The organism is Actinomycetospora sp. (genome assembly GCF_036497585.1).
GTDB lineage: Bacteria > Actinomycetota > Actinomycetes > Mycobacteriales > Pseudonocardiaceae > Actinomycetospora.
The window spans coordinates 16,289-35,388 of sequence record NZ_DASXJD010000139.1 but is presented as its reverse complement, the minus strand read 5'-3'; the positions used below and the strand labels follow the sequence as shown (position 1 = coordinate 35,388).

At 75.1% G+C, this 19,100-nt stretch carries 19 protein-coding genes and 1 pseudogene; 4 read left to right on the top strand and 16 right to left on the bottom strand.

What is annotated here, in order from left to right:
* Positions 1-186 (bottom strand): annotated as a pseudogene (locus VGH76_RS13860) (hypothetical protein); the annotation flags it as partial.
* A gap of 104 nt (positions 187-290) precedes the next feature.
* On the opposite strand from VGH76_RS13860, the gene VGH76_RS13855 reads away from it, so the two are divergent.
* Positions 291-1,205, top strand: a complete 915-nt coding sequence (locus VGH76_RS13855; RefSeq protein WP_331557268.1) for a DUF2127 domain-containing protein — start codon at positions 291-293, stop codon at positions 1,203-1,205.
* Positions 1,198-2,262: a cation diffusion facilitator family transporter gene (locus tag VGH76_RS13850; RefSeq protein ID WP_331557267.1), complete on the top strand. Its 1,065-nt coding sequence runs from the start codon at positions 1,198-1,200 to the stop codon at positions 2,260-2,262. Before VGH76_RS13855 ends, VGH76_RS13850 begins: the two co-directional genes overlap by 8 nt.
* Here VGH76_RS13850 and VGH76_RS13845 read toward each other — a convergent pair.
* The 15 genes from VGH76_RS13845 to VGH76_RS13775 all read right to left on the bottom strand — a co-directional run bounded on the left by VGH76_RS13845 (position 2,238) and on the right by VGH76_RS13775 (position 12,016).
* Positions 2,238-2,963, bottom strand: coding sequence for a TetR/AcrR family transcriptional regulator (locus VGH76_RS13845; RefSeq protein ID WP_331557266.1), 726 nt, complete (start codon positions 2,961-2,963; stop codon positions 2,238-2,240). The genes VGH76_RS13850 and VGH76_RS13845 overlap by 25 nt on opposite strands.
* Before the next feature lie 73 nt (positions 2,964-3,036).
* Positions 3,037-3,234: a hypothetical protein gene (locus VGH76_RS13840; RefSeq protein ID WP_331557265.1), complete on the bottom strand. Its 198-nt coding sequence runs from the start codon at positions 3,232-3,234 to the stop codon at positions 3,037-3,039.
* Between the two features lie 115 nt (positions 3,235-3,349).
* Positions 3,350-3,820, bottom strand: coding sequence for a hypothetical protein (locus VGH76_RS13835; RefSeq protein ID WP_331557264.1), 471 nt, complete (start codon positions 3,818-3,820; stop codon positions 3,350-3,352).
* 157 nt (positions 3,821-3,977) lie between these two features.
* Positions 3,978-4,961, bottom strand: coding sequence for an SDR family NAD(P)-dependent oxidoreductase (locus VGH76_RS13830; protein ID WP_414637724.1), 984 nt, complete (start codon positions 4,959-4,961; stop codon positions 3,978-3,980).
* Positions 4,962-5,008: 47 nt separating this feature from the next.
* The gene (locus VGH76_RS13825) at positions 5,009-6,619 is read right to left on the bottom strand and encodes an alpha/beta hydrolase (protein ID WP_331557262.1); all 1,611 of its coding nucleotides are present in this window, start codon (positions 6,617-6,619) and stop codon (positions 5,009-5,011) included.
* A 171-nt stretch (positions 6,620-6,790) separates the two neighbouring features.
* A complete protein-coding gene (locus VGH76_RS13820; protein WP_331557261.1) occupies positions 6,791-7,861 on the bottom strand; it encodes an ATP-dependent DNA ligase in 1,071 nt (356 codons plus the stop codon).
* Positions 7,862-7,891: 30 nt separating this feature from the next.
* Positions 7,892-8,494, bottom strand: a complete 603-nt coding sequence (locus VGH76_RS13815) for an alkaline shock response membrane anchor protein AmaP (RefSeq protein WP_331557260.1) — start codon at positions 8,492-8,494, stop codon at positions 7,892-7,894.
* Positions 8,491-9,024: a DUF6286 domain-containing protein gene (locus VGH76_RS13810; RefSeq protein WP_331557259.1), complete on the bottom strand. Its 534-nt coding sequence runs from the start codon at positions 9,022-9,024 to the stop codon at positions 8,491-8,493. Before VGH76_RS13810 ends, VGH76_RS13815 begins: the two co-directional genes overlap by 4 nt.
* A gap of 7 nt (positions 9,025-9,031) precedes the next feature.
* Positions 9,032-9,472 (bottom strand): Asp23/Gls24 family envelope stress response protein, encoded by a 441-nt coding sequence (locus tag VGH76_RS13805; protein ID WP_331557258.1) that lies wholly within the window; start codon positions 9,470-9,472, stop codon positions 9,032-9,034.
* The gene (locus VGH76_RS13800) at positions 9,469-9,648 is read right to left on the bottom strand and encodes a hypothetical protein (RefSeq protein WP_331557257.1); all 180 of its coding nucleotides are present in this window, start codon (positions 9,646-9,648) and stop codon (positions 9,469-9,471) included. Before VGH76_RS13800 ends, VGH76_RS13805 begins: the two co-directional genes overlap by 4 nt.
* 50 nt (positions 9,649-9,698) lie before the next feature.
* A complete protein-coding gene (locus VGH76_RS13795; protein ID WP_331557256.1) occupies positions 9,699-10,010 on the bottom strand; it encodes a hypothetical protein in 312 nt (103 codons plus the stop codon).
* Positions 10,007-10,372 (bottom strand): hypothetical protein, encoded by a 366-nt coding sequence (locus VGH76_RS13790; RefSeq protein WP_331557255.1) that lies wholly within the window; start codon positions 10,370-10,372, stop codon positions 10,007-10,009. The genes VGH76_RS13795 and VGH76_RS13790 overlap by 4 nt, the downstream gene beginning before the upstream one ends.
* 31 nt (positions 10,373-10,403) lie before the next feature.
* Positions 10,404-10,898 carry an Asp23/Gls24 family envelope stress response protein gene (locus tag VGH76_RS13785; protein WP_331557254.1) on the bottom strand — a complete coding sequence of 165 codons (495 nt, stop codon included), beginning with the start codon at positions 10,896-10,898 and terminating at the stop codon, positions 10,404-10,406.
* A gap of 129 nt (positions 10,899-11,027) precedes the next feature.
* A complete protein-coding gene (locus VGH76_RS13780; RefSeq protein ID WP_331557253.1) occupies positions 11,028-11,819 on the bottom strand; it encodes a pyrimidine reductase family protein in 792 nt (263 codons plus the stop codon).
* Positions 11,816-12,016 carry a DUF3072 domain-containing protein gene (locus tag VGH76_RS13775; protein ID WP_331557252.1) on the bottom strand — a complete coding sequence of 67 codons (201 nt, stop codon included), beginning with the start codon at positions 12,014-12,016 and terminating at the stop codon, positions 11,816-11,818. Before VGH76_RS13775 ends, VGH76_RS13780 begins: the two co-directional genes overlap by 4 nt.
* Positions 12,017-12,822: 806 nt before the next feature.
* Between VGH76_RS13775 and gltB the strand changes: the two genes are divergently transcribed.
* Complete coding sequence (gene gltB / locus VGH76_RS13770; RefSeq protein WP_331557251.1) at positions 12,823-17,484, top strand: glutamate synthase large subunit; 4,662 nt, start codon at positions 12,823-12,825, stop codon at positions 17,482-17,484.
* The gene (locus tag VGH76_RS13765; protein ID WP_331557250.1) at positions 17,477-18,940 is read left to right on the top strand and encodes a glutamate synthase subunit beta; all 1,464 of its coding nucleotides are present in this window, start codon (positions 17,477-17,479) and stop codon (positions 18,938-18,940) included. Before gltB ends, VGH76_RS13765 begins: the two co-directional genes overlap by 8 nt.
* Positions 18,941-19,100 lie beyond the last annotated feature (160 nt).

The following is a 19,100-nucleotide window of genomic DNA, read 5'->3' as shown; positions in this document are numbered from 1 at the left end:
ACCTGCACCGGCGTGGCCACCAGGCCGGCCGTGGTGGCCTGACGGCGGAGCTCCGGGCGGCGCCGTGGCCGCGGCGGCGGGTGGTTCGGAGTCCGGGGACGAACAGGCGGCGACGAGGAGCGAGAGCGCGGCGAGCCCGGCGAGGACGAATCGGGCGGCGCGGCGTCCGGCGGCGAAGTCGGTCATGTCCCCTCCAGCGTGGCGGGCCGCCACGCCGGGCACCACTCGGGGTCCTTCGGGGCACCGGACCGGCCGGACGTCCGTAGGATCCGGGGCCGGGGAGGAGCCACATGACCAGCACCACCGGCAGGACCGACACCGCGGCGCCGCACGCGACGAGCGGGCTGCACCGCCCGCCCGGCACCGTGCCCCCGGCCCGCTTCCGGCCCCGCTTCCACTACGAGCTGCTCACCTGCGGGCTGCGCGGGCACCGGCTGCTCGGCACCGACGCCACGGCGCTGACCTCCGACGACGACGGGTTCGACCCGGCGATCGTCGCGCGGGAGACGACCGACGCCGACGGTGACACGATCCGCTGGCACCGCTGCCTGCGCTGCGACTCCTGGATCCCGCTCGACCCGCCCGCGGCACCGACCCAGCCGGCGCTGCCCACCCGCGCCGAGGTCGACCTCCCGCTGCGGGGCCGGGCGCTGCGCGACCGCTTCGTGCTGCGGCTCATCGCGATCGACCGGCTGATCCACTTCGTGGGGCTGGCGCTGGTCGCGGCGGCTATCTTCGTGTTCCTCGCCGACCGGGAGGCCCTGCGCACCCCGTTCTTCGCGGTGCTCGCCACACTGCGCGACACCGTTGGGATCAGCGACGGCGACGACGGCGTCGTCGGCACCGTCATCCGGGCGTTCTCGGCGAGCGCCACGACGGTGGTCGTCGTCGGGATCGTCGTCGCGGCCTACGCGCTGCTCGAGGGGGTCGAGGCGATCGGGCTCTGGCGGGCCCGCCGCTGGGCCGAGTACCTGACGCTGGTCGCCACCACGGTGCTGCTCGTGCCCGAGATCTGGGAGCTCACCGGCCGCGTCACCGTCTTCAAGATCCTCGCGCTCGTCATCAACCTCGCGGTGATCGCCTACCTGCTGTTCGCCAAGCGGCTCTTCGGCCTGCGCGGGGGAGGTGCGGCGGAGGAGGCGGCCCGGGCCCGCGACCAGGGCTGGGACGCCCTCGTCCGCACCGCCCCCGGCGCCGATGGCTGACGACGACGCGGACGACGGCGCCGAGGAGGGCAGCGGCGAGGCGGGCGGCGGCAGCACCCTCACCGTGGTCCTGGCGCTCGTCTCGAACGTCGGTGTCGGGGTGCTCAAGCTCGTCGCCGGCCTGCTCACCGGCTCCTCGGCGATGCTCGCCGAGGCGGCGCACTCCGTCGCCGACACCACGACCGAGGTCCTGCTGCTCACCGCGCTGCGCCGCTCCGCGCGCCCGGCCGACCGCTTCCACCCCTTCGGCTACGGCAAGGAGCGCTTCTTCTGGGCGCTGATCGCCGCGGTGTCGGTGTTCGTCACCGGCGCGACCTTCTCGGTCTACGAGGGGGTCGCGACGATCGTCAACGGCGAGCGCGAGCAGACCCTCGCGTGGGTCGCCTACGGGGTGCTCGCGCTGTCCGCGGTGATCGAGGGGACCTCGTGGGCGCAGTCGGTCCGCCAGATCCGCGCGGAGAGCCGTGAGCTGGGCCTCTCGCCCCTGCGCTACCTGCGCCTCTCCGACGACCCCACGGTGAAGAGCGTGTTCTTCGAGGACTCCGCCGCGCTCATCGGGCTGGCGCTCGCGGCGCTGGGCGTGGGGCTGCACCAGCTCACCGGCTCGGGGCTCTTCGACGGGCTCGCCTCGCTACTGATCGGGGTGCTGCTCGCGGGCGTGGCGTTCGTCCTCGGACGGACCAACCGCTCGCTGCTCATCGGCCGCACCGCCGACCCGGCGCTGGTGCACGCCGCGTTCGACCTGCTCGCCGACGCCCCCGAGGTCGACGCGGTGGTCGACATCCAGACCATGGTCACCGGCACCGACTCGGTCCTGCTCTGCGCGCGGGTGGACTTCCTCGACGCGCTCACCGCCGCCGACCTCGAGCGGGCCTGCGTCCGCCTCGACGACGAGCTCCGCGACGCCCTCCCGGACCTCGACGAGGTCTTCATCGAGCCGGTACCGCGCAGCGATCCCGACGTCCGGGCCGCCGTCCTGGAGCGCTACGGGGACGTCCTCGCACGGTGGCAGGCCCAGCGGGACGGGCGCGCTCAGGGTTCGCGGGCGAACCGGTAGACGGTCTCCTCCGGCGCGGCCCGGGTGTGCCACGGCGACGTCGTCCACGTCGCCCGCCAGCCCGGGCACGCCAGGATCGGCAGCAGGCCCTCCCAGAACTCCGTCATCCGGGCCCACAGGTCGTCCGGCCCCTCGGCGAGCGCGAAGTTCCCCCAGGCGACGGCGATCACCGCGCGGGCGGCACGGCGGGCATCGACCTCGGGGGCGAGCAGGTCGGCCTCCGACGCCTCGTCCAGGCGCTCGATCGTCGCGGCCTCCCACCGCTCGAACCACCGTGCGCGAAGCGGGGCCAGCTCCGGGTCGTCGAGGGCCTGGCTGATCCCGCGGACGAGCGGGTCGTACATCCAGCGCGCGACGTACGCGTCGGTCTCGACGAGGAGCCGCCAGACCGGGTCGAGCCTCCGGTCGGCGATCTCGTCGACCACCCTCGCCCACGAGTGCTCGACCTCGGAGAGCACGGCCTCGGCGAGCGCGTACTTGCTCGGGAAGTGGAAGTAGAGCGCGCCCTTGGTCAACTCGGCCGCGGCGAGGATGTCCGCGACCGAGGCGCCGTGGTACCCGGCCTCGCCGAACAGCCCGGCCGCGGCCAGGAGGAGACGCCGCCGGGTGCGCCGGGTTCGCTCCCGGACCTCGCCGTCGGCCCAGCACGACACCGGGGCCACGAGCGCGGACGCCGGCACCGGCGTGACGGGGGACGTCACCCGCGCATCGTACGACCCCGGATGATCACACCGCCGGGGCCGCCTCGCGGCGGCGCGTCGCCGGCGGCCGGGGTCACCCCAGCAGGTGCCGCGGAGCCGACGTCGACCCGGGGGAGCGAACCGGGCGCCGCCGGTCCCGGGACGCCCCGGGGAAGGACAGCATCGAGGAGGGCGCCGGCTCGTGCCCGCCGTCGCGCCACCAGCCGTCGACCTCGTCGAAGATCGGCGTCGTCGGGCCGGGCGGGGAGGTCGGGGACGGCGCGGGGGACATGCCGCCCGACGGTGCCAGTTCGCGGCGGTCCCGCGGCCCGACGCGCGGTCGGCTCACCCGGCGGGGGTGGCGGATTCGCCCTGTCGGTGGACCGGCGGGGAAGACGATCAGCGGGTCAGAGCGTGGGCAGGACCGCCACGACGAGCAGCGCCGCCACCGCGAGCACCATCCCGACGACGGCGACCGGCCGGTGGACCCGGCTGCGCAGCCCCGCCCCGCCCAGGACCAGGGCGATCACCGCGACGCCGAGCGCGAGGTAGGTGTCCCAGGCCATCGCCATCGAGCCGAAGGCCAGCGGGCGCAGGCTCACCAGCACCGCGAGCACGCCGAGGACGACCGAGGCCGCGCCGGCGGGGTTCCCGGCGGGCCGCGGGTCGTCGACGTCGTCGGCGGGGTCCCAGCCGTAGACCGCGTACGGGTGGCCCGGTACCACCGGCTGCGGGCCGGAGTGCGGCGCCGGGCGCGGGGCGGGGAGGGCCTGCGGGCCGGTCCACGGCGCCGGGGCGGGCTGTCCGCACGGCGGCGTCGGCCGGCCCACGGCCGGCCCGCCGCTCGCGCCCACGCGGTCCCTGTGCTGTCCCGTCATCCCGTCGCCCCCGATGGCACCGGTGTCCCCGCTCCGTCACGGGGTCCTCCACCCGTCGCATCGCCGCACCCGGCGCGGGTGTTAACCGGCGGCCGCGCACCGGCGTCAGCTGCGTCCGTCCGGGTGAGGCCAGGGGAGATCCGCAGGTCGTGGCGGGTCAGGCGGTGGTGGCGTCGACGCACAGCGCCCACAGCGCGGCGCGCTCCTCCGGGGCCTCGGCGCCGCGGGGCAGGTAGTGCGTCGGGCGCGGCGCGCGATCGTGCCAGAACACGCCGCTGCACCGGCCGGGCTCGCGCGCGGCCTGCAGCCACACCGCGGTGTCGGCCCCCTGCTCGACGGTGCGCAGCAGCGGCCCGGTGAGCCGGTGGAAGCCGGGCAGCGAGCCCGCGACGCCCGGCGTGTCGGCCCACCCGGGATGCATGCTGTGCACCGCGACGCCGGCCCCCGCGAGGTCGTCGGCGAGCAGTTCGGCGAGGACGACCTGCATGCGCTTGGTCCGGGCGTAGGCGGCGCCGCCGGAGAAGCGGCCCTCGCGGAACTCCGGGTCGTCGGTGTGCAACGACGCGGTGTACATGCCGCCCGAGGACACGAACACGACGCGGGCCGGGCTGCCGGGGCGGTCGGGCGGCGACCCGGCGCGCAGCAGCGGCAGGAGCTCCCGGGTGAGCAGGAACGGCCCGAGGACGTGGGTCGCGAGGCACAGCTCGTGGCCCGCCTTCGTCTCGGTGCGCTCGCCGGGGAGCACGCCCGCGTTGTGCACCAGGCCGTGCAGCGCGACGAGGCGGTCCCGGGCGTCGGCGGCGTAGCGGCGCACGTCGTCGAGGTCTGCGAGGTCGCAGCGCGCGACCGTGACCCGGGCGCCGGGGTGGGCCTCGAGCAGCCGCGCCCGCGCCGCCTCGCCGCGTCCCCGGTCGCGCACCAGCATCTCGACCTCGGCGCCCAGTGCCACCAGCCCCGCGGCGGTGGCCTCCCCGAGCCCGCCGGCGGCCCCGGTCACCGCCACGGTCCGGCCCGCCAGGGCGTCGGCGGGCAGCGCCGACCACCCGGCGGCGCGCGCGAGGTACCCCAGGCGGGAGTAGCCCGGCACGACGAGGCGGTCGAGTGCGGCGTCGAGCAGTCGCGGCAGCGGCACGCCGGGCAGCCTACGGGCGGCCACCCGGCGCGGCACGCCGATGATCATCCTTCCGCTCAGGGCGGGCAGACCGTCTCCTCGCGGGGGATGTCGCCCCCGACCAGGAAGTCGTCGACCACTCCCGCGATGCACGGCGTCCCCGGGTAGGCGCCGTGCCCGGCGCCCAGCCACGACACCAGCACCGAGCCCTGCATGCCCGCGGCCACGCGCTGGCTCTGGGGGAGCGGCACGGCGGGGTCGGCGGAACTCCCGAGCAGCACCGTCGGGGTCGGAGTGCCGGCCAGCGGGGCGGGCGGTGCGGTGCGCACCGGCCACGAGGCGCAGGTCAGCGCCCGCTGCGCGAACCAGCCGCCGAAGACCGGGTCGGCGGACGCCGCGCGCCCGGCTGCCGCGGCGACCTGGTCGACCGTCGCGCGGTTCGCGTCGTCGTTGCAGGTCTGGACGAGCCCGAGGTCGTACCCGGGGTCGGGGGAGCCCTGGGAGCCGGTGCCGGTGTTGCCCACGCCCTCGCGGGTCTCGGCCAGCCCGAGGACCCCGGCGGGGTTCCCGGTGCGGGCCGCGGCCAGGGCCGCGGCGAGGCCCGGCCACGAACCGGGGTCGCCCAGCCCGTCCACCAGCACGGACACGACGGTCCCGGCGGTCACCGCGCGGCCCGCCACCGCCCCGGTGGCGTCGCCCGCGGCCGGCAGCGGGGCCGCGTGCAGCCGCCGCACGAGGTCGGTGACGGCGCCGCGCGGGTCCGGCCCGAGCGGGCAGTTCCCGTTCGCGACGCAGGCGGTGGCGAACGCGTCGAGGCCGGCGTTCGCGGCGGCCGCCCGCTGGGCGGAGGCGACCGGCTCGTTGGCGGTCGGGTCGGGGAGGGCGTCGAGCACGAGGCGGCCCTGCGCGCCGGGGTGCGCCTGGGCCCACTGTGCGAGCACGGCCGCCCCGCCCCCGAGACCCACCGCGTTGAGCCGGGTGGCGCCCAGCGCCTGGCGGACCTCGTCGAGGTCGTCGGCGTCGGTGGCGGTCGTGAAGTCGGTGAGCGAGTCCTCCAGCAGCTGCGAGCACGTGCGGGCCGCGCTACCTGCAGCCACCGCGAGCGGGGCGAGCGCGACCGGGTCCGCCGCGGCCGGGTCGGCGTCGTCGAGGGCCGCCCGGGTGGTGGGGGTGATGCAGTCGACCGCCGTGCCCGAGCTGCCGCGCACGTCGACCCCGTAGAGGGTCCGCCCGGAGAGCAGGTCGGCGGGACCCTGCGCCGCCAGCCGGACGGCCGCCTCGGTGCCGGTGCGCCGGCCGGGGTCGCCGAGGACCGCGATCGGCACCGTCGGGGCGGTCGGGGCCTGACCGATCGTCACCCGGGTGATGTCGACCTGGGCCGCCGAGGTCGAGGACCCGGACGCGTACCCGCCGCCCACGGGCACCGTCGCGCACCCCGTGCGGACGTCACGTCCGCCGAGCGCGGCGGGACCGCCGAGCGCGGCGACGACCGCGGGGGTGCAGTCGGTGAAGCCCACGTTCGGGGCCGACGCCACCAGCGGCGGCAGGGCCGACGGCGGGGCGGGCGCGGCCGATGACGACGCAGGTGGTGCCGAGGGCGCGTCGCTGTTCACCGTCGCGACCGGGGGACGCTGGGAGGGCCCGACCGCACAGCCCGCGAGCACGAGCAACGTCGCCGCGAGGAGCACCGCGGCCTCCGCGGCCCGGCGGCGGCGGGCGGGACGGGCGGGGAGCGCGGCGCGGATGGCGGACCTTCCTGGCGGGTGACGGGCGCGGCAGCGGACGACGGGTGAGCACGGATGCTGACCGGGTGCCGGTCGTACCACGGTGAGGGCGGACCCGGACGGAGGTGGTGGGCGTCAGTTCGGGGCGAGGATCTCGGCGAGGTCGAAGCTCACCGGGCGCTCGAGCTGGTCGTAGGTGCACGACTCCGGGTCGCGGTCCGGGCGCCAGCGCACGAACTGCGTGGTGTGCCGGAACCGCTCGCCCTCGAGGTAGTCGTAGCGGACCTCGACCACCCGCTCCGGGCGCAGCGGGGTGAACGAGAGGTCCTTGCCGGCGTTCCACCGACTGGTCTCGTTCTTGCGCGGGGTGCGCTCGCCCGCCTCGTGGGCCGCCCAGTTCCAGGGGTGCTCATCGAAGTCGGTCACCAGCGGCTGCAGCTCGGTGAAGAGCTCACGGCGCCGGGCCATCGTGAACGCCCCGACGACGCCGACCGAGGCCAGCGTGCCGTCGGCGGCGTAGAGGCCCAGCAGGAGCGAGCCGATCGCCTCCGGCCCGGACTTGTGCACCCGGTACCCGGCGACGACGCAGTCCGCCGTGCGCTCGTGCTTGATCTTGCTCATGACGCGCTTGTCGGGCTGGTAGCGCAGGTCGCCCTTCTTGGCGATGAGCCCGTCGAGCCCGGCGCCCTCGAAGCGCACGAACCACTCCCGCGCCTCGTCGACGTCGGCGGTCATCGGCGTGACGTGCACGGGGGCGTGCCCGGCCGGTCCGAGCGCGCCCTCGAGGGCCGCCCGGCGCTCGGCGAACGGCCGGGCGGTGAGGTCGTCGTCGCCGAGGGCGAGCAGGTCGAAGGCGACCATGCTGGCCGGCGTCTCGCGGGCCAGCAGGTTCACCCGCGAGACGGCGGGGTGGATGCGCTGCTGCAGGGCCTCGAAGTCGAGCCCCCGACCGTCGCCGCTCGCGACGATGATCTCGCCGTCCACCACGCAGCGCGGGGGCAGGTGCTCGCGCAGCGCCTCCACGACCTCGGGGAAGTAGCGGGTCATCGGCTTGGTGTTGCGGCTGCCGATCTCCACCTCGTCACCATCGCGGAAGACGATCGCGCGGAACCCGTCCCACTTGGGCTCGTAGTGCTGGCCCTCCGGCACGGTCTTCACGGGCTTGGCCAGCATCGGCGGCACCGGCGGCATCACGGGCAGGTCCACGGTGACCAGTCTGGCCCAGAGGGGTCTGGGTCAGAGCACGCGCGGGGTCTTCGACGCCGCCGCGTCCAGCTCGATGCGCACCGCCGTCGGGATCGCCTCGACGGCGAACGCCCGCCGGGCCCGGGCGAGCACCCGGCCGTCGACCTCGGCCCACACGTCGCGCACGTCGGCGTCCTCGACCAGCCAGAGCGTCATCCGCATCGCGGGCCGCCGCTCGTCGCCGACCAGCCGCACCCGGGCCCGGCTCACGCCGGTGATCGACTCCGCGTCGGCGCGCACGGCCTCGGCGATCGCGGAGTGCTCCACGGACAGGCGCGAGCCCGGGACGTCGGAGAGCAGCACGTCCGGGCGCGGTTCGGGGCGCAGCGAGCGCACGGCCCAGATCAGGCCCACCACCAGCAGCGCCACCCCGACGGCGATCGCGATCCAGCGCGCCGCCGTGGCGTTGTCGCTGATCCAGCTGCTGATCTCGGGGTCGATGAGGGGGCGCTGCGCCCGGTAGGTGCCGAAGACACCCTGGCCGAGGAGCGCGACGAGCACCCCGGCCGCGAGCAGCACGAGGCCGGCGAGCACCACCAGGGTGCGGTCGGAGGCGGTGGAGCGGGCGACGGCGGCGCGGGAGCGGCGGCTCACTTGACCCCCTTCGTGGCGGCGACGGACACCGACACGCGCGGTCGGCGCGCGAGCGGCAGGCGGGTGAACAGCTCGTCGATCCGCTCCCGGACCGCCTGGCGGACGGTGTCGGGCTCGTCGAGGGTGCCGGCCTTGACGACGACCTTCCCGCCCGACGCCACGACGGAGGCGGACACCACGTCGGAGTGGGAACGGACCTCGTGGCCGACGGCCCGGGCGAGGGATCGCGGCGAGGTGGTGACGGTGACCTCGGGGACCGGGTCGGTGAGCCGGACGTCGTGGCGGCGGGCGACGAGCCCGACCAGCAGCACGAGCAGCCCGACGACGGCCACGAGGATCGCCGCGGTCCGCACCACCGACGACGACCAGGTGGTGGTGGTCAGGGCGGCCTGCCAGTCCGACCACGGGACGACGAGCGGCGACGAGCCCGGCGCGACCCACGCGGTGATGACCTCGATCAGCACGAGGACGCCGACCGCGGCCACGGCCAGCCCGAGCAGCGGGGAGAGCAGGCGCAGCAGGAAGCGCACGGGACGATCACTCCGTCCGTCGGGTGGGGGCCGGGGGACCGGCCGGGACGGCGAGCGCGGAGACGGTGACGTCGAGGGCCCGCACCGCGTAGCCGGTGAGCGTCTCCACGCGCTCACGGACGTTGCCGCGGACCGCCTCGACGGTCAGCGCGATCGGCGCCGGGTAGGCGAGCGGGACCTCGAGGCGCAGGTCGACCTGGTCGCCGTAGCCGGAGACCTTCGCGGTCGAGCCGGACTCGCCGAGGCCGAGGCCGACGACGCGCCGCTCGGTGCGCACGGTGCCGTCGGTGGAGTCCGCGGCGTACTCGGCGATGCGGCGCACCACCGCGAACGCGATCTCGAGCCCGCCGCGCTCGGCGGGCTCGTCCTCGGCCGGCGCGGCGTCCGCCGGGCCGGTCGCCGTGGCGACCGGGACCGGCGTCGTGTCGTCGCGGGAGGGCTCGCTCATCGGTCGCGGCCGCGGCCGGTGAACTGGGTCAGGTCGAGCTCGCCGTCGAGCACCCGTCCGACGACGAGACCGAGGATGCCCAGGACGAGGGCGATGAAGAAGCCGACGAGACCGCCCGCCGCGGCGGCGACGCCGAGCAGGAGGCCGACGAACAAGCCGACCGTGGTGGCTTTCATGGGATGGACCTCCGGAGCAGGGAAAGCGGTGAAGGGGACGAGGGGGAGGGTCAGACGACGCGGCGGGTGCGGACGGGGCGCAGCGGCGCCCGGCCGAGCCAGCGCCGCCCGGCGCGCAGCGTGCGGGGCAGGACGCGGCCCGAGACCGCGACCACCGGCGCGTCGAGGCGGGGGTCGTCGTCGGCGAACGTCCAGCGGGGATCGGGGACGTCGGCGGGGCCCGGGTCGGGCTCCCCGACCGCCGCGAAGGGCGAGCGTCCCGCGCGGAAGGCCTCCAGCCCCGCCCGGAAGGCCTCCGGGTCGCCGCCGACGTCCGGGTGGTGACGGCGGGCGAAGGCCCGGAACCGCGCGGCGCCCGTCACCGGACCCGGCTCCCGGGCTCGAGGTCGGCCACGACGACGTCGACCCGCCGCGCGCCGGTCTGCGCCGCGACGAGGACGCGCAGCGCGTCCGCCGTGGCGTGCACCGGCGCGCCGAGGCGCAGGACCACGCCGATCCGGGTCGGCTCCTCGCCCTCGCCGAGCGCGACCCCCAGCAGGCGCCGGCCCGGCAGGTAGGTCGCGATCCCGCCGTAGGGACCGCCGGAGAGCCGCACCACGTCGGGGTGGGCGAGCAGGGCGTCGGCGACCCGTTCGGACACCGGGCCCAGGCCGGGGGCAGTCGGGTCGTGCGGGGCGGTGGCGCGCACGCCTGCGGCCGACGGCGGGATCGCGCCCTGGGTCATGGTCTGGCTCCGCTCCGCCGCGTGTCCGTGCTCACTCGACGCGCGAGGGCTGGGCGGGCGCCGGCTCCGCGGAGTCGTTGTCGTCGCCGGGCAGGTGGATGTCGTTGACGGCGATGTTGACCTCGATGACCTCGAGGCCGGTCATCTGCTCGACGGCGCCGATGACGTTGCGGCGCACGGCGCGGGCCAGCTCGACGATCCCGGCGCCGTACTCGACGATGATGTCGAGGTCGATCGCGGCCTGCTTCTCGCCGACCTCGACCTGCACGCCTGCGGCCTGGGACGTGCCGGTGCCGCCGGGGATGCGCTCCCGGATGGCGCCGAACGCGCGGGAGACCCCACCGCCCATCGAGTACACGCCGGAGACCTCGCGGGCCGCGATGCCGGCGATCTTCTGCACGACCCCGGACGCGATCGTGGTCTTGCCCTGGCCCGAGTCGTCGGCCAGCCGGGACGGGTTGGCACCGCCGGTGCGCGGGGCCGTCGCGGGCGTGCTCGTCACGGGGGAATCCGAAGCGGTCGTCATGGGGCGCTCCTCTGCGCGGTGTGGACGGACATCGTCTCGTGTCCGTCGATGGCTGTCGCCCTCGTGGGCGGCGACTACCCGTAGGACTCCGGCCGCCGCGGGATCGTCACGGCACATCACCCGAACGGGCTAGTCGGCCTCCGGGGGCGGGTCAGCGGCGTCGCCCCGGACCGTCCGGTACCGGAGCAACAGGGCGTCCTCGTGGGCGAGCGCGGCGGCCAGGCGCAGCGGTGTCGGCGGCTCCGTCGCGGCGGGACCGTCGAGGATGCGGCCCGGCCCCCCACCGGCGAGCTGCGGGGCGAGGCTCAGGCACAGCTCGTCGACCAGCCCGGCCGCCGCGAACGAGCCGAAGAGCCCCGGCCCGCCCTCGCAGAGCACCCGGGGCAGGCCCCGCTCCGCGAGCGCGGCCAGCACCGCCTCCGGCGTCACGTCGTGCTCGCCGACGACCACCACCTCCGCGGCGTCGCCCAGCCGGGCGCGGGCCCGCGGGGCGGCGTCCGCCGTGGTGAGCAGGATCGGCGGCACCGCGGTGTCGGTGACCAGGGCGGCGTCGGGCTCCACCGACGCCGTCGTCGTCACCACCGCGACGGGCGGGACCTCCGCCTGCCCCCGCGCGCGGCGGCGGGCGCGGCGCTCGGGCGAGGTGCGCACCCCGCGGTAGCCCTCGGCGCGCACCGTGCCCGCCCCCGCGACGACGACGTCGGCCAGTTCGCGCAGCACGCCGAACAGCGGCCGGTCCCCGGGGGCCGCCAGCCCGCCGGAGCGCCCGCTCGCCGCGTCCGCCACGGCGCCGTCGGCGCTCGAGACGAAGTTGACGCGGACGAACGGCCGTGCCGGGTGGGCCGGGTAGGCGTAGAGCCCGGCGAGCGCCGCGGGGTCGAGCTCGCCCGGTGGGCCGCCCGGGGGCCAGACGTGCCTCATCCCCGCGCGGCCCGCTGCTGCAGCTCGTCGATGGCCCGCGACGCCTGGGACTTGGTGAGGTCCTTCGGCGGCTGTTCCCCCGCCTGCTGGGCCAGGGTCTCCAGGTAGCTCGCCTGCGGCCCGGTCATCGGTTCGTCCCCGGTGACCCACTGCGCCGGGTCCTTCTCGGCCGCGGAGGACCCGTCCTGGGTCTTCACGGCCTGCGGGTCCGGCGCCGTGGACGAGGGTGTGTCGTCCGTGTGTCCAGGAGGGTCTTGGCCCGACGGCGTGTCGGACGGCAGACTGTCCCGCGTGTCGGTCTCGCTCATGATGGCTCCCGAGGTCGTGGCCGTCGTGGGTCGTACTGGTGCTCGCACGGGTGGACGCTCCGCGCCGGGGCGCCCCAGACGTCCCACGCCTCCGCGGCGTGGGGGACGTCCCGTGCGGTCGAACACGCGTTCGACACCATAGGGGCATACCCCGACACCAGGGCCCCGATACCCGACGGTTCCCGCAGATCGGGCTGCGGCGAGGACCGTCGGCGGACGGGGAGCGGCCGCCGGGCGCGGAGAGCGCGCACCCGGCGCCGGCGGCGACGCCCGCGGGCGGACCACCACGGGCGGTGACAACGGTGTCACGCAGCGGTGGCCGGACGAGTCCCCGGAGGCCGGCGGGGTTGCCGTGGCGTGGCGATCAGCACGTTCCTGATCTCGTCGGGGGTCGTGCGCAGGGGCGTCCACACCGTTAACGTCAGGTTGCTTCGGACCACACCACGGAGCCGTCCGCCCTCGGGCCGGCGGACGCCGCTCCGGCCCGACCCGGGACGCCGTCCCCCGACTCCCGCTGTGGCCCACCCCCTTCATCCCCGCCCGCACCGGGCGGCGGCCTCCTGCCGCCACCCGCTGACCCTCCTCGCCCACCAGCACCACTCTGACCCACCGCCTACCGCACCACAGTTCGGCCGCCCGGCCGCACGTCGTCGCGGAACGGCAGACCACCACTTCGTCGACGACGGGAGGGGCACGTGGCCACCACCGCCACCGGCACCAGCACCAGTGGCCCGCGCACGGGCTCTGCAGGGGAGTCCGGCCCGCAGGCCCAGGGGCTCTACGACCCCGCACACGAGCACGACGCGTGCGGTGTCTCCTTCGTCGCCGACATCGCCGGCCGACGCGACCACGACATCGTCACCAAGGGCATCTCCGCGCTGATCAACCTCGAGCACCGCGGTGCCCGCGGCGCGGAGCCTGAGACGGGCGACGGGGCCGGCATCCTCATCCAGCTGCCGGACGGCCTCTTCCGTCCGCTGCTCGTCGAGCAGGGCGTGACGCTGCCCGCGGCGGGTCGCTACGCGGCCGGGGTGGCCTTCCTGCCGACCGGCGACGCCGAGATCGAGGAGGCCCGGGGGATCGTCGAACGCCTCGCCGGCGAGGAGGGCCTCGAGCTCCTGGCCTGGCGCGACCTGCCGACCGACCCCGACGGGGCGGGCATCGGCCCGACGGCGCGCGAGGCCATGCCGCGCTTCTCCCAGCTCTTCGTGGGCCTGCCCGACCACGTCACCTCCGTCGTCGACACCCCCAACGCCGGCGACGACGACGCGGGCGTCGTCCTCACCCTCGAACGGCGGGCCTTCGCGCTGCGCAAGCGCGTGGAGCACGAGACCGTCGCGGCGGGCTGCGCGACGTACTTCCCGAGCCTCTCGGGACGCACCATCGTCTACAAGGGCATGCTCGCCGAGGGGCAGCTCGCGCCCTTCTACGCCGACCTGCGCGACGAGCGCACCACCAGCTCGCTCGCCCTCGTGCACAGCCGGTTCTCGACGAACACCTTCCCGGCCTGGAGTCTGGCCCACCCGTACCGGTACCTCGCCCACAACGGCGAGATCAACACGCTGCGCGGCAACCGCAACTGGATGCGGGCGCGCGAGTCGCTGCTCGACACCGGGGCCTTCTCGGAGCGCGAGATCGACCGGCTCTTCCCGATCGTCACCCCGGACGCCAGCGACTCGGCCAGCTTCGACGAGGTCCTCGAGCTGCTGCACCTCGCGGGGCGCTCGCTGCCGCACGCCGTGCTCATGATGATCCCGGAGGCGTGGGAGAACCACACCGAGATGGACCCGGCGCGGCGCGCCTTCTACCGGTACCACTCGACGATCATGGAGGCCTGGGACGGCCCCGCGCTGGCCGCGTTCACCGACGGCTCGGTGATCGGCGCGGTGCTCGACCGCAACGGCCTGCGCCCGGCGCGCTACTGGGTCACCGAGGACGGCCTGGTCGTGCTCGGCTCCGAGGTCGGCGTGCTCGAGGTCGACCCGTCCGCGATCGTGCGCAAGGGGCGCCTCGAGCCCGGCCGCATGTTCCTCGTCGACACCGTCGGGCGCCGCATCGTCGACGACGACGAGATCAAGGGCGAGCTCGCCGCCGAGCACCCCTACGACGAGTGGCTGCACGCCGGGATGATCGACCTGCCCGACCTCCCGGCACGGGAGCGCGTGCCGTTCGATCGCGAGGTCCTCCTACGCCGCCAGCAGACCTTCGGCTACACCGGCGAGGAGCTGACGCTGCTGCTGCGCCCCATGGCCACCGGGGCGGGCGAGGCCACCGGCTCGATGGGCAACGACGCGCCGCTCGCGGCGTTCTCGGCGCGCAGCCGGTCGCTCTTCGACTACTTCACCCAGCTCTTCGCGCAGGTCACCAACCCGCCGTTGGACGCCTACCGCGAGGAGCTCGTCACCTCGCTGCAGGTCTCGCTCGGCTCGGAGACCAACCTGCTCGAGGTCTCCCCGGCCTCCTGCCGCCGGGTGGTGCTCTCGCTGCCGGTCATCGACGACGACGAGCTCGCCCAGCTCATCGGGATCAACGACGACGGCAACCTGCCCGGATTCGCCCCGCACGTGGTCTCGGGGCTCTACGCCGCCTCGGGTGGTGGCCGGGCCCTCGAGGCCCGGCTGGCCGAGATCCGCGAGGAGGTCTCGGCGGCCGTCGCCGACGGCGCCCGGGTGATCATCCTGTCGGACCGGCACTCCGACGCCGAGCGCGCCCCGATCCCGACGCTGCTGCTCACCGGCGCGGTGCACCAGCACCTGGTGCGGGAGAAGACCCGGACCCAGACCGACATCGTCGTCGAGGCCGGCGACGTCCGCGAGACCCACCACGTCTCGCTGCTGCTGGGCTACGGCGCCTCCGCGGTGAACCCGTACCTGGCGCTGGACAGCGTCGCCGACCTCATCGACCGCGGCGTCATCACCGGGGTCGGTGTGCCCACCGCGACCCGCAACGTCGTCGAGGCGCTGGCCAAGGGCGTGCGCAAGGTGATGAGCAAGATGGGCGTCTCGACGGTGGCGTCCTACATCGGCGCGCAGATCTTCGAGGCGATCGGGCTGGGGGAGCGGGTCATCGCCGACTGCTTCGCCGGCACCACCTCGCGGCTGGGCGGCATCGGCTACGACGTCCTCGCCGAGGAGGTCGCGGTCCGCCACCGGCTGGCCTGGCCCGAGGACGGCGTGCGGGCGTCGCACCGCGAGCTCGCGGTGGGCGGCGAGTACCAGTGGCGCCGCGAGGGCGAGCTGCACGTGTTCAACCCGCACACGGTGTTCAAGCTGCAGCACTCCACGCGCACCCAGAACTACGACACGTTCAAGGAGTACACCCGCGCTGTCGACGAGCAGAGCTCCTCGCTGCTGACGCTGCGCGGGCTGTTCGCCTTCACGCAGGACCGGGCGCCGGTGCCGATCGAGGAGGTCGAGCCGGTCTCCGAGATCGTCAAGCGGTTCAACACCGGCGCCATCTCCTACGGGTCGATCTCCCAGGAGATGCACGAGGTCCTCGCGATCGCGATGAACCGCCTCGGCGGGCGCTCCAACACCGGCGAGGGCGGCGAGGACCCCGACCGCTTCACCCGCGACGCGAACGGCGACTCGCGGCGCTCGGCGGTCAAGCAGGTGGCCTCGGGCCGCTTCGGGGTCACCAGCGAGTACCTCGTCAACGCCGACGACATCCAGATCAAGATCGCGCAGGGCGCGAAGCCCGGCGAGGGCGGGCAGCTGCCCGGCCACAAGGTCTACCCCTGGATCGCGAAGACCCGGTTCTCGACGCCGGGCGTGGGCCTGATCAGCCCGCCGCCACACCACGACATCTACTCGATCGAGGACATCGCCCAGCTCATCCACGACCTCAAGAACGCCAACCCGGCGGCGCGGGTCCACGTCAAGCTGGTCTCCCAGGTCGGGGTGGGCACCGTCGCCGCGGGCGTGTCGAAGGCCAAGGCCGACGTCGTGCTCATCTCGGGCCACGACGGCGGGACCGGCGCCTCGCCGCTGTCGTCGATCAAGCACGCGGGCGGGCCGTGGGAGCTGGGCCTCGCCGAGACCCAGCAGACGCTGCTGGTCAACGGGCTGCGCGACCGCATCGTCGTGCAGACCGACGGGCAGCTCAAGACCGGCCGCGACGTCATGATCGCCGCGCTGCTCGGCGCCGAGGAGTACGGCTTCGCGACGGCGCCGCTGGTCGTCTCCGGCTGCATCATGATGCGGGTCTGCCACCTCGACACCTGTCCCGTCGGTGTCGCGACGCAGAACCCGACGCTGCGCGCGAAGTTCACCGGCAAGGCCGACCACGTCGTCGCGTTCATGGAGTTCATCGCCCAGGAGGTGCGCGAGCACCTCGCGGCGCTGGGCTTCCGCTCGCTCGAGGAGGCGATCGGGCACACCGAGGTCCTCGACACCCGGGCCGCGGAGTCGCACTGGAAGGCCGAGGGCCTCGACCTGGCGCCGATCCTGCACCGCCCCGAGGTCCCGGAGAACTTCGCCGGGCAGGCGCTGCACCGGTCGAAGCCGCAGGACCACGGGCTGGAGAAGGCGCTGGACCACACGCTGATCCAGCTCGCCGAGGGGGCGCTGGCCGACGGCTCGCCGGTGCACCTCGAACTGCCGGTCCGCAACGTCAACCGCACCGTCGGGACGATGCTCGGCTCCGAGGTCACCAAGCGGTGGGGCGGCAAGGGCCTGCCCGACGACACCATCGACGTCACCTTCACCGGGTCCGGCGGGCAGTCGTTCGGCGCGTTCCTGCCCAGGGGCGTCACGCTGCGCCTCGTCGGCGACACCAACGACTACTGCGGCAAGGGCCTGTCCGGGGGCCGCATCACGGTGCGCCCGCACCCGGAGGCGCCGCTCGTCGCCGAGGACAACATCGTCGCGGGCAACGTCATCGCCTACGGCGCCACCGCCGGCGAGCTGTTTTTGCGCGGGAAGGTCGGCGAGCGGTTCTGCGTGCGCAACTCCGGGGCGCACGCGGTGGTCGAGGGCGTCGGCGACCACGGCTGCGAGTACATGACCGGCGGCCGCGCGGTGATCCTCGGCGCGACCGGCCGGAACTTCGCCGCGGGCATGTCCGGCGGCGTGGCCTATGTGCTCGACATGTGCGAGGCCCGCGTGAACCACCAGATGGTCGAGCTCGAGGTGCCCTCGGCGGCCGACCTCGACGAGCTGCGCGCCCTCGTGGAGAAGCACTACGCCGCCACCGACTCGGCCGTGGCCCACCAGCTGCTCACCGACTGGGAGGCCGCCACCGCGCGGTTCACCAAGGTGATGCCGGTGGACTTCAAGCGGGTCCTGGAAGCCACCGCCGACGCCGAGCGCGACGGGCGGGACGTGAACGACGCGATCATGGAGGCCGCTCGTGGCTGACCCCCGCGGATTCCTCACCACCGGCCGCGAGCTGCCGCGTCGCCGGCCCGTCGACCTGCGCCTGCGCGACTGGCACGAGGTCTACGAGGAGTTCAACGAGACCACGCTCAAGAAGCAGGCCGGGCGCTGCATGGACTGCGGCATCCCGTTCTGCCACCAGGGCTGCCCGCTCGGGAACATGATCCCGGAGTGGAACGACCTGGTGTGGCGTGACGACTGGTCCGAGGCCATCGAGCGCCTCCACGCCACCAACAACTTCCCGGAGTTCACCGGGACGCTGTGCCCCGCCCCGTGCGAGTCGGCGTGCGTGCTCGGGATCAACTCCGACCCGGTGACGATCAAGCAGGTCGAGATCGAGATCATCGACCGCGCCTGGGAGGAGGGCTGGGTCCGACCGCAACCGCCCGAGGCCAAGACCGGGTTCGCGGTCGCCGTCATCGGGTCCGGGCCGAGCGGGCTCGCGGCCGCCCAGCAGCTCACCCGCGCGGGCCACGACGTCACCGTCTACGAGCGGGCCGACCGCATCGGCGGGCTGCTGCGCTACGGCATCCCCGAGTTCAAGATGGAGAAGAAGCGCCTCGACCGCCGCCTCGAGCAGATGTCGGCCGAGGGCACCTACTTCGTCGCGGGCCTCGAGGTGGGCGGGACCGGCCCGCACGACCTCTCGGTGGCAGAGCTGCGGGACCGCTTCGACGCGATCGTCCTCGCCGTCGGGGCCACCGCCTGGCGCGACCTGCCCATCCCCGGCCGCGAGCTGGCCGGCATCCACCAGGCGATGGAGTACCTGCCGCCGTCGAACCGGGTGCAGCAGGGCGACTACGCCCGCTCGGACATCGACGCCGAGGGCAAGCACGTCGTGGTCATCGGCGGCGGCGACACCGGGGCGGACTGCGTCGGGACCGCCCACCGCCAGGGCGCGGCCTCGGTCACCCAGCTCGAGATCATGCCGATCCCGCCGGCGGAGCGGCCCGCGTCGAACCCGTGGCCGACCTACCCGGCGGTCTTCCGGGTCTCCTCGGCCCACGAGGAGGGCGGCGAGCGGCTGTTCTCGGTGAACACCGAGGAGTTCCAGGGCGACGGGCACGGCAACCTGCGGGCGCTCAAGCTGGTGGACGTCCAGCGAGTCGGCGGGAAGTTCGAGCCGGTCGAGGGCAGCGCGCGGGAGTTCGAGGCCGACCTGGTCTTCCTCGCGATGGGCTTCCTCGGGCCGCAGAAGGAGGGCCTGCTCGACGCCCTGGGCGTGGACTACGACGAGCGCGGCAACGTGCGGCGCGACGCCTCGTACCAGAGCTCGGTGCCGGGCGTGTTCGTCGCCGGCGACGCGGGCCGGGGCCAGTCCCTCATCGTGTGGGCGATCGCCGAGGGCCGCTCGGCCGCGGCGGGGGTGGACGCGGCCCTGACCGGGCGCGACGTCCTGCCGCGTCCCATCGGGCCGGGGGACCGGGCATTCGCCTGAGCCGGGGCCCTTTCTGAGCGAAGGGCACCTTCGGTCGACTAGATCGACCAGGGGCGCCCTTCGCCGGAACGCCTGCTCGCCGGGTGCTGTGAGCGGTGGGCGCCGTCGTGCGGCTAGATCGACCGACGGTGCCCTTCGGTCGGAACGGGGCCGGCCCACC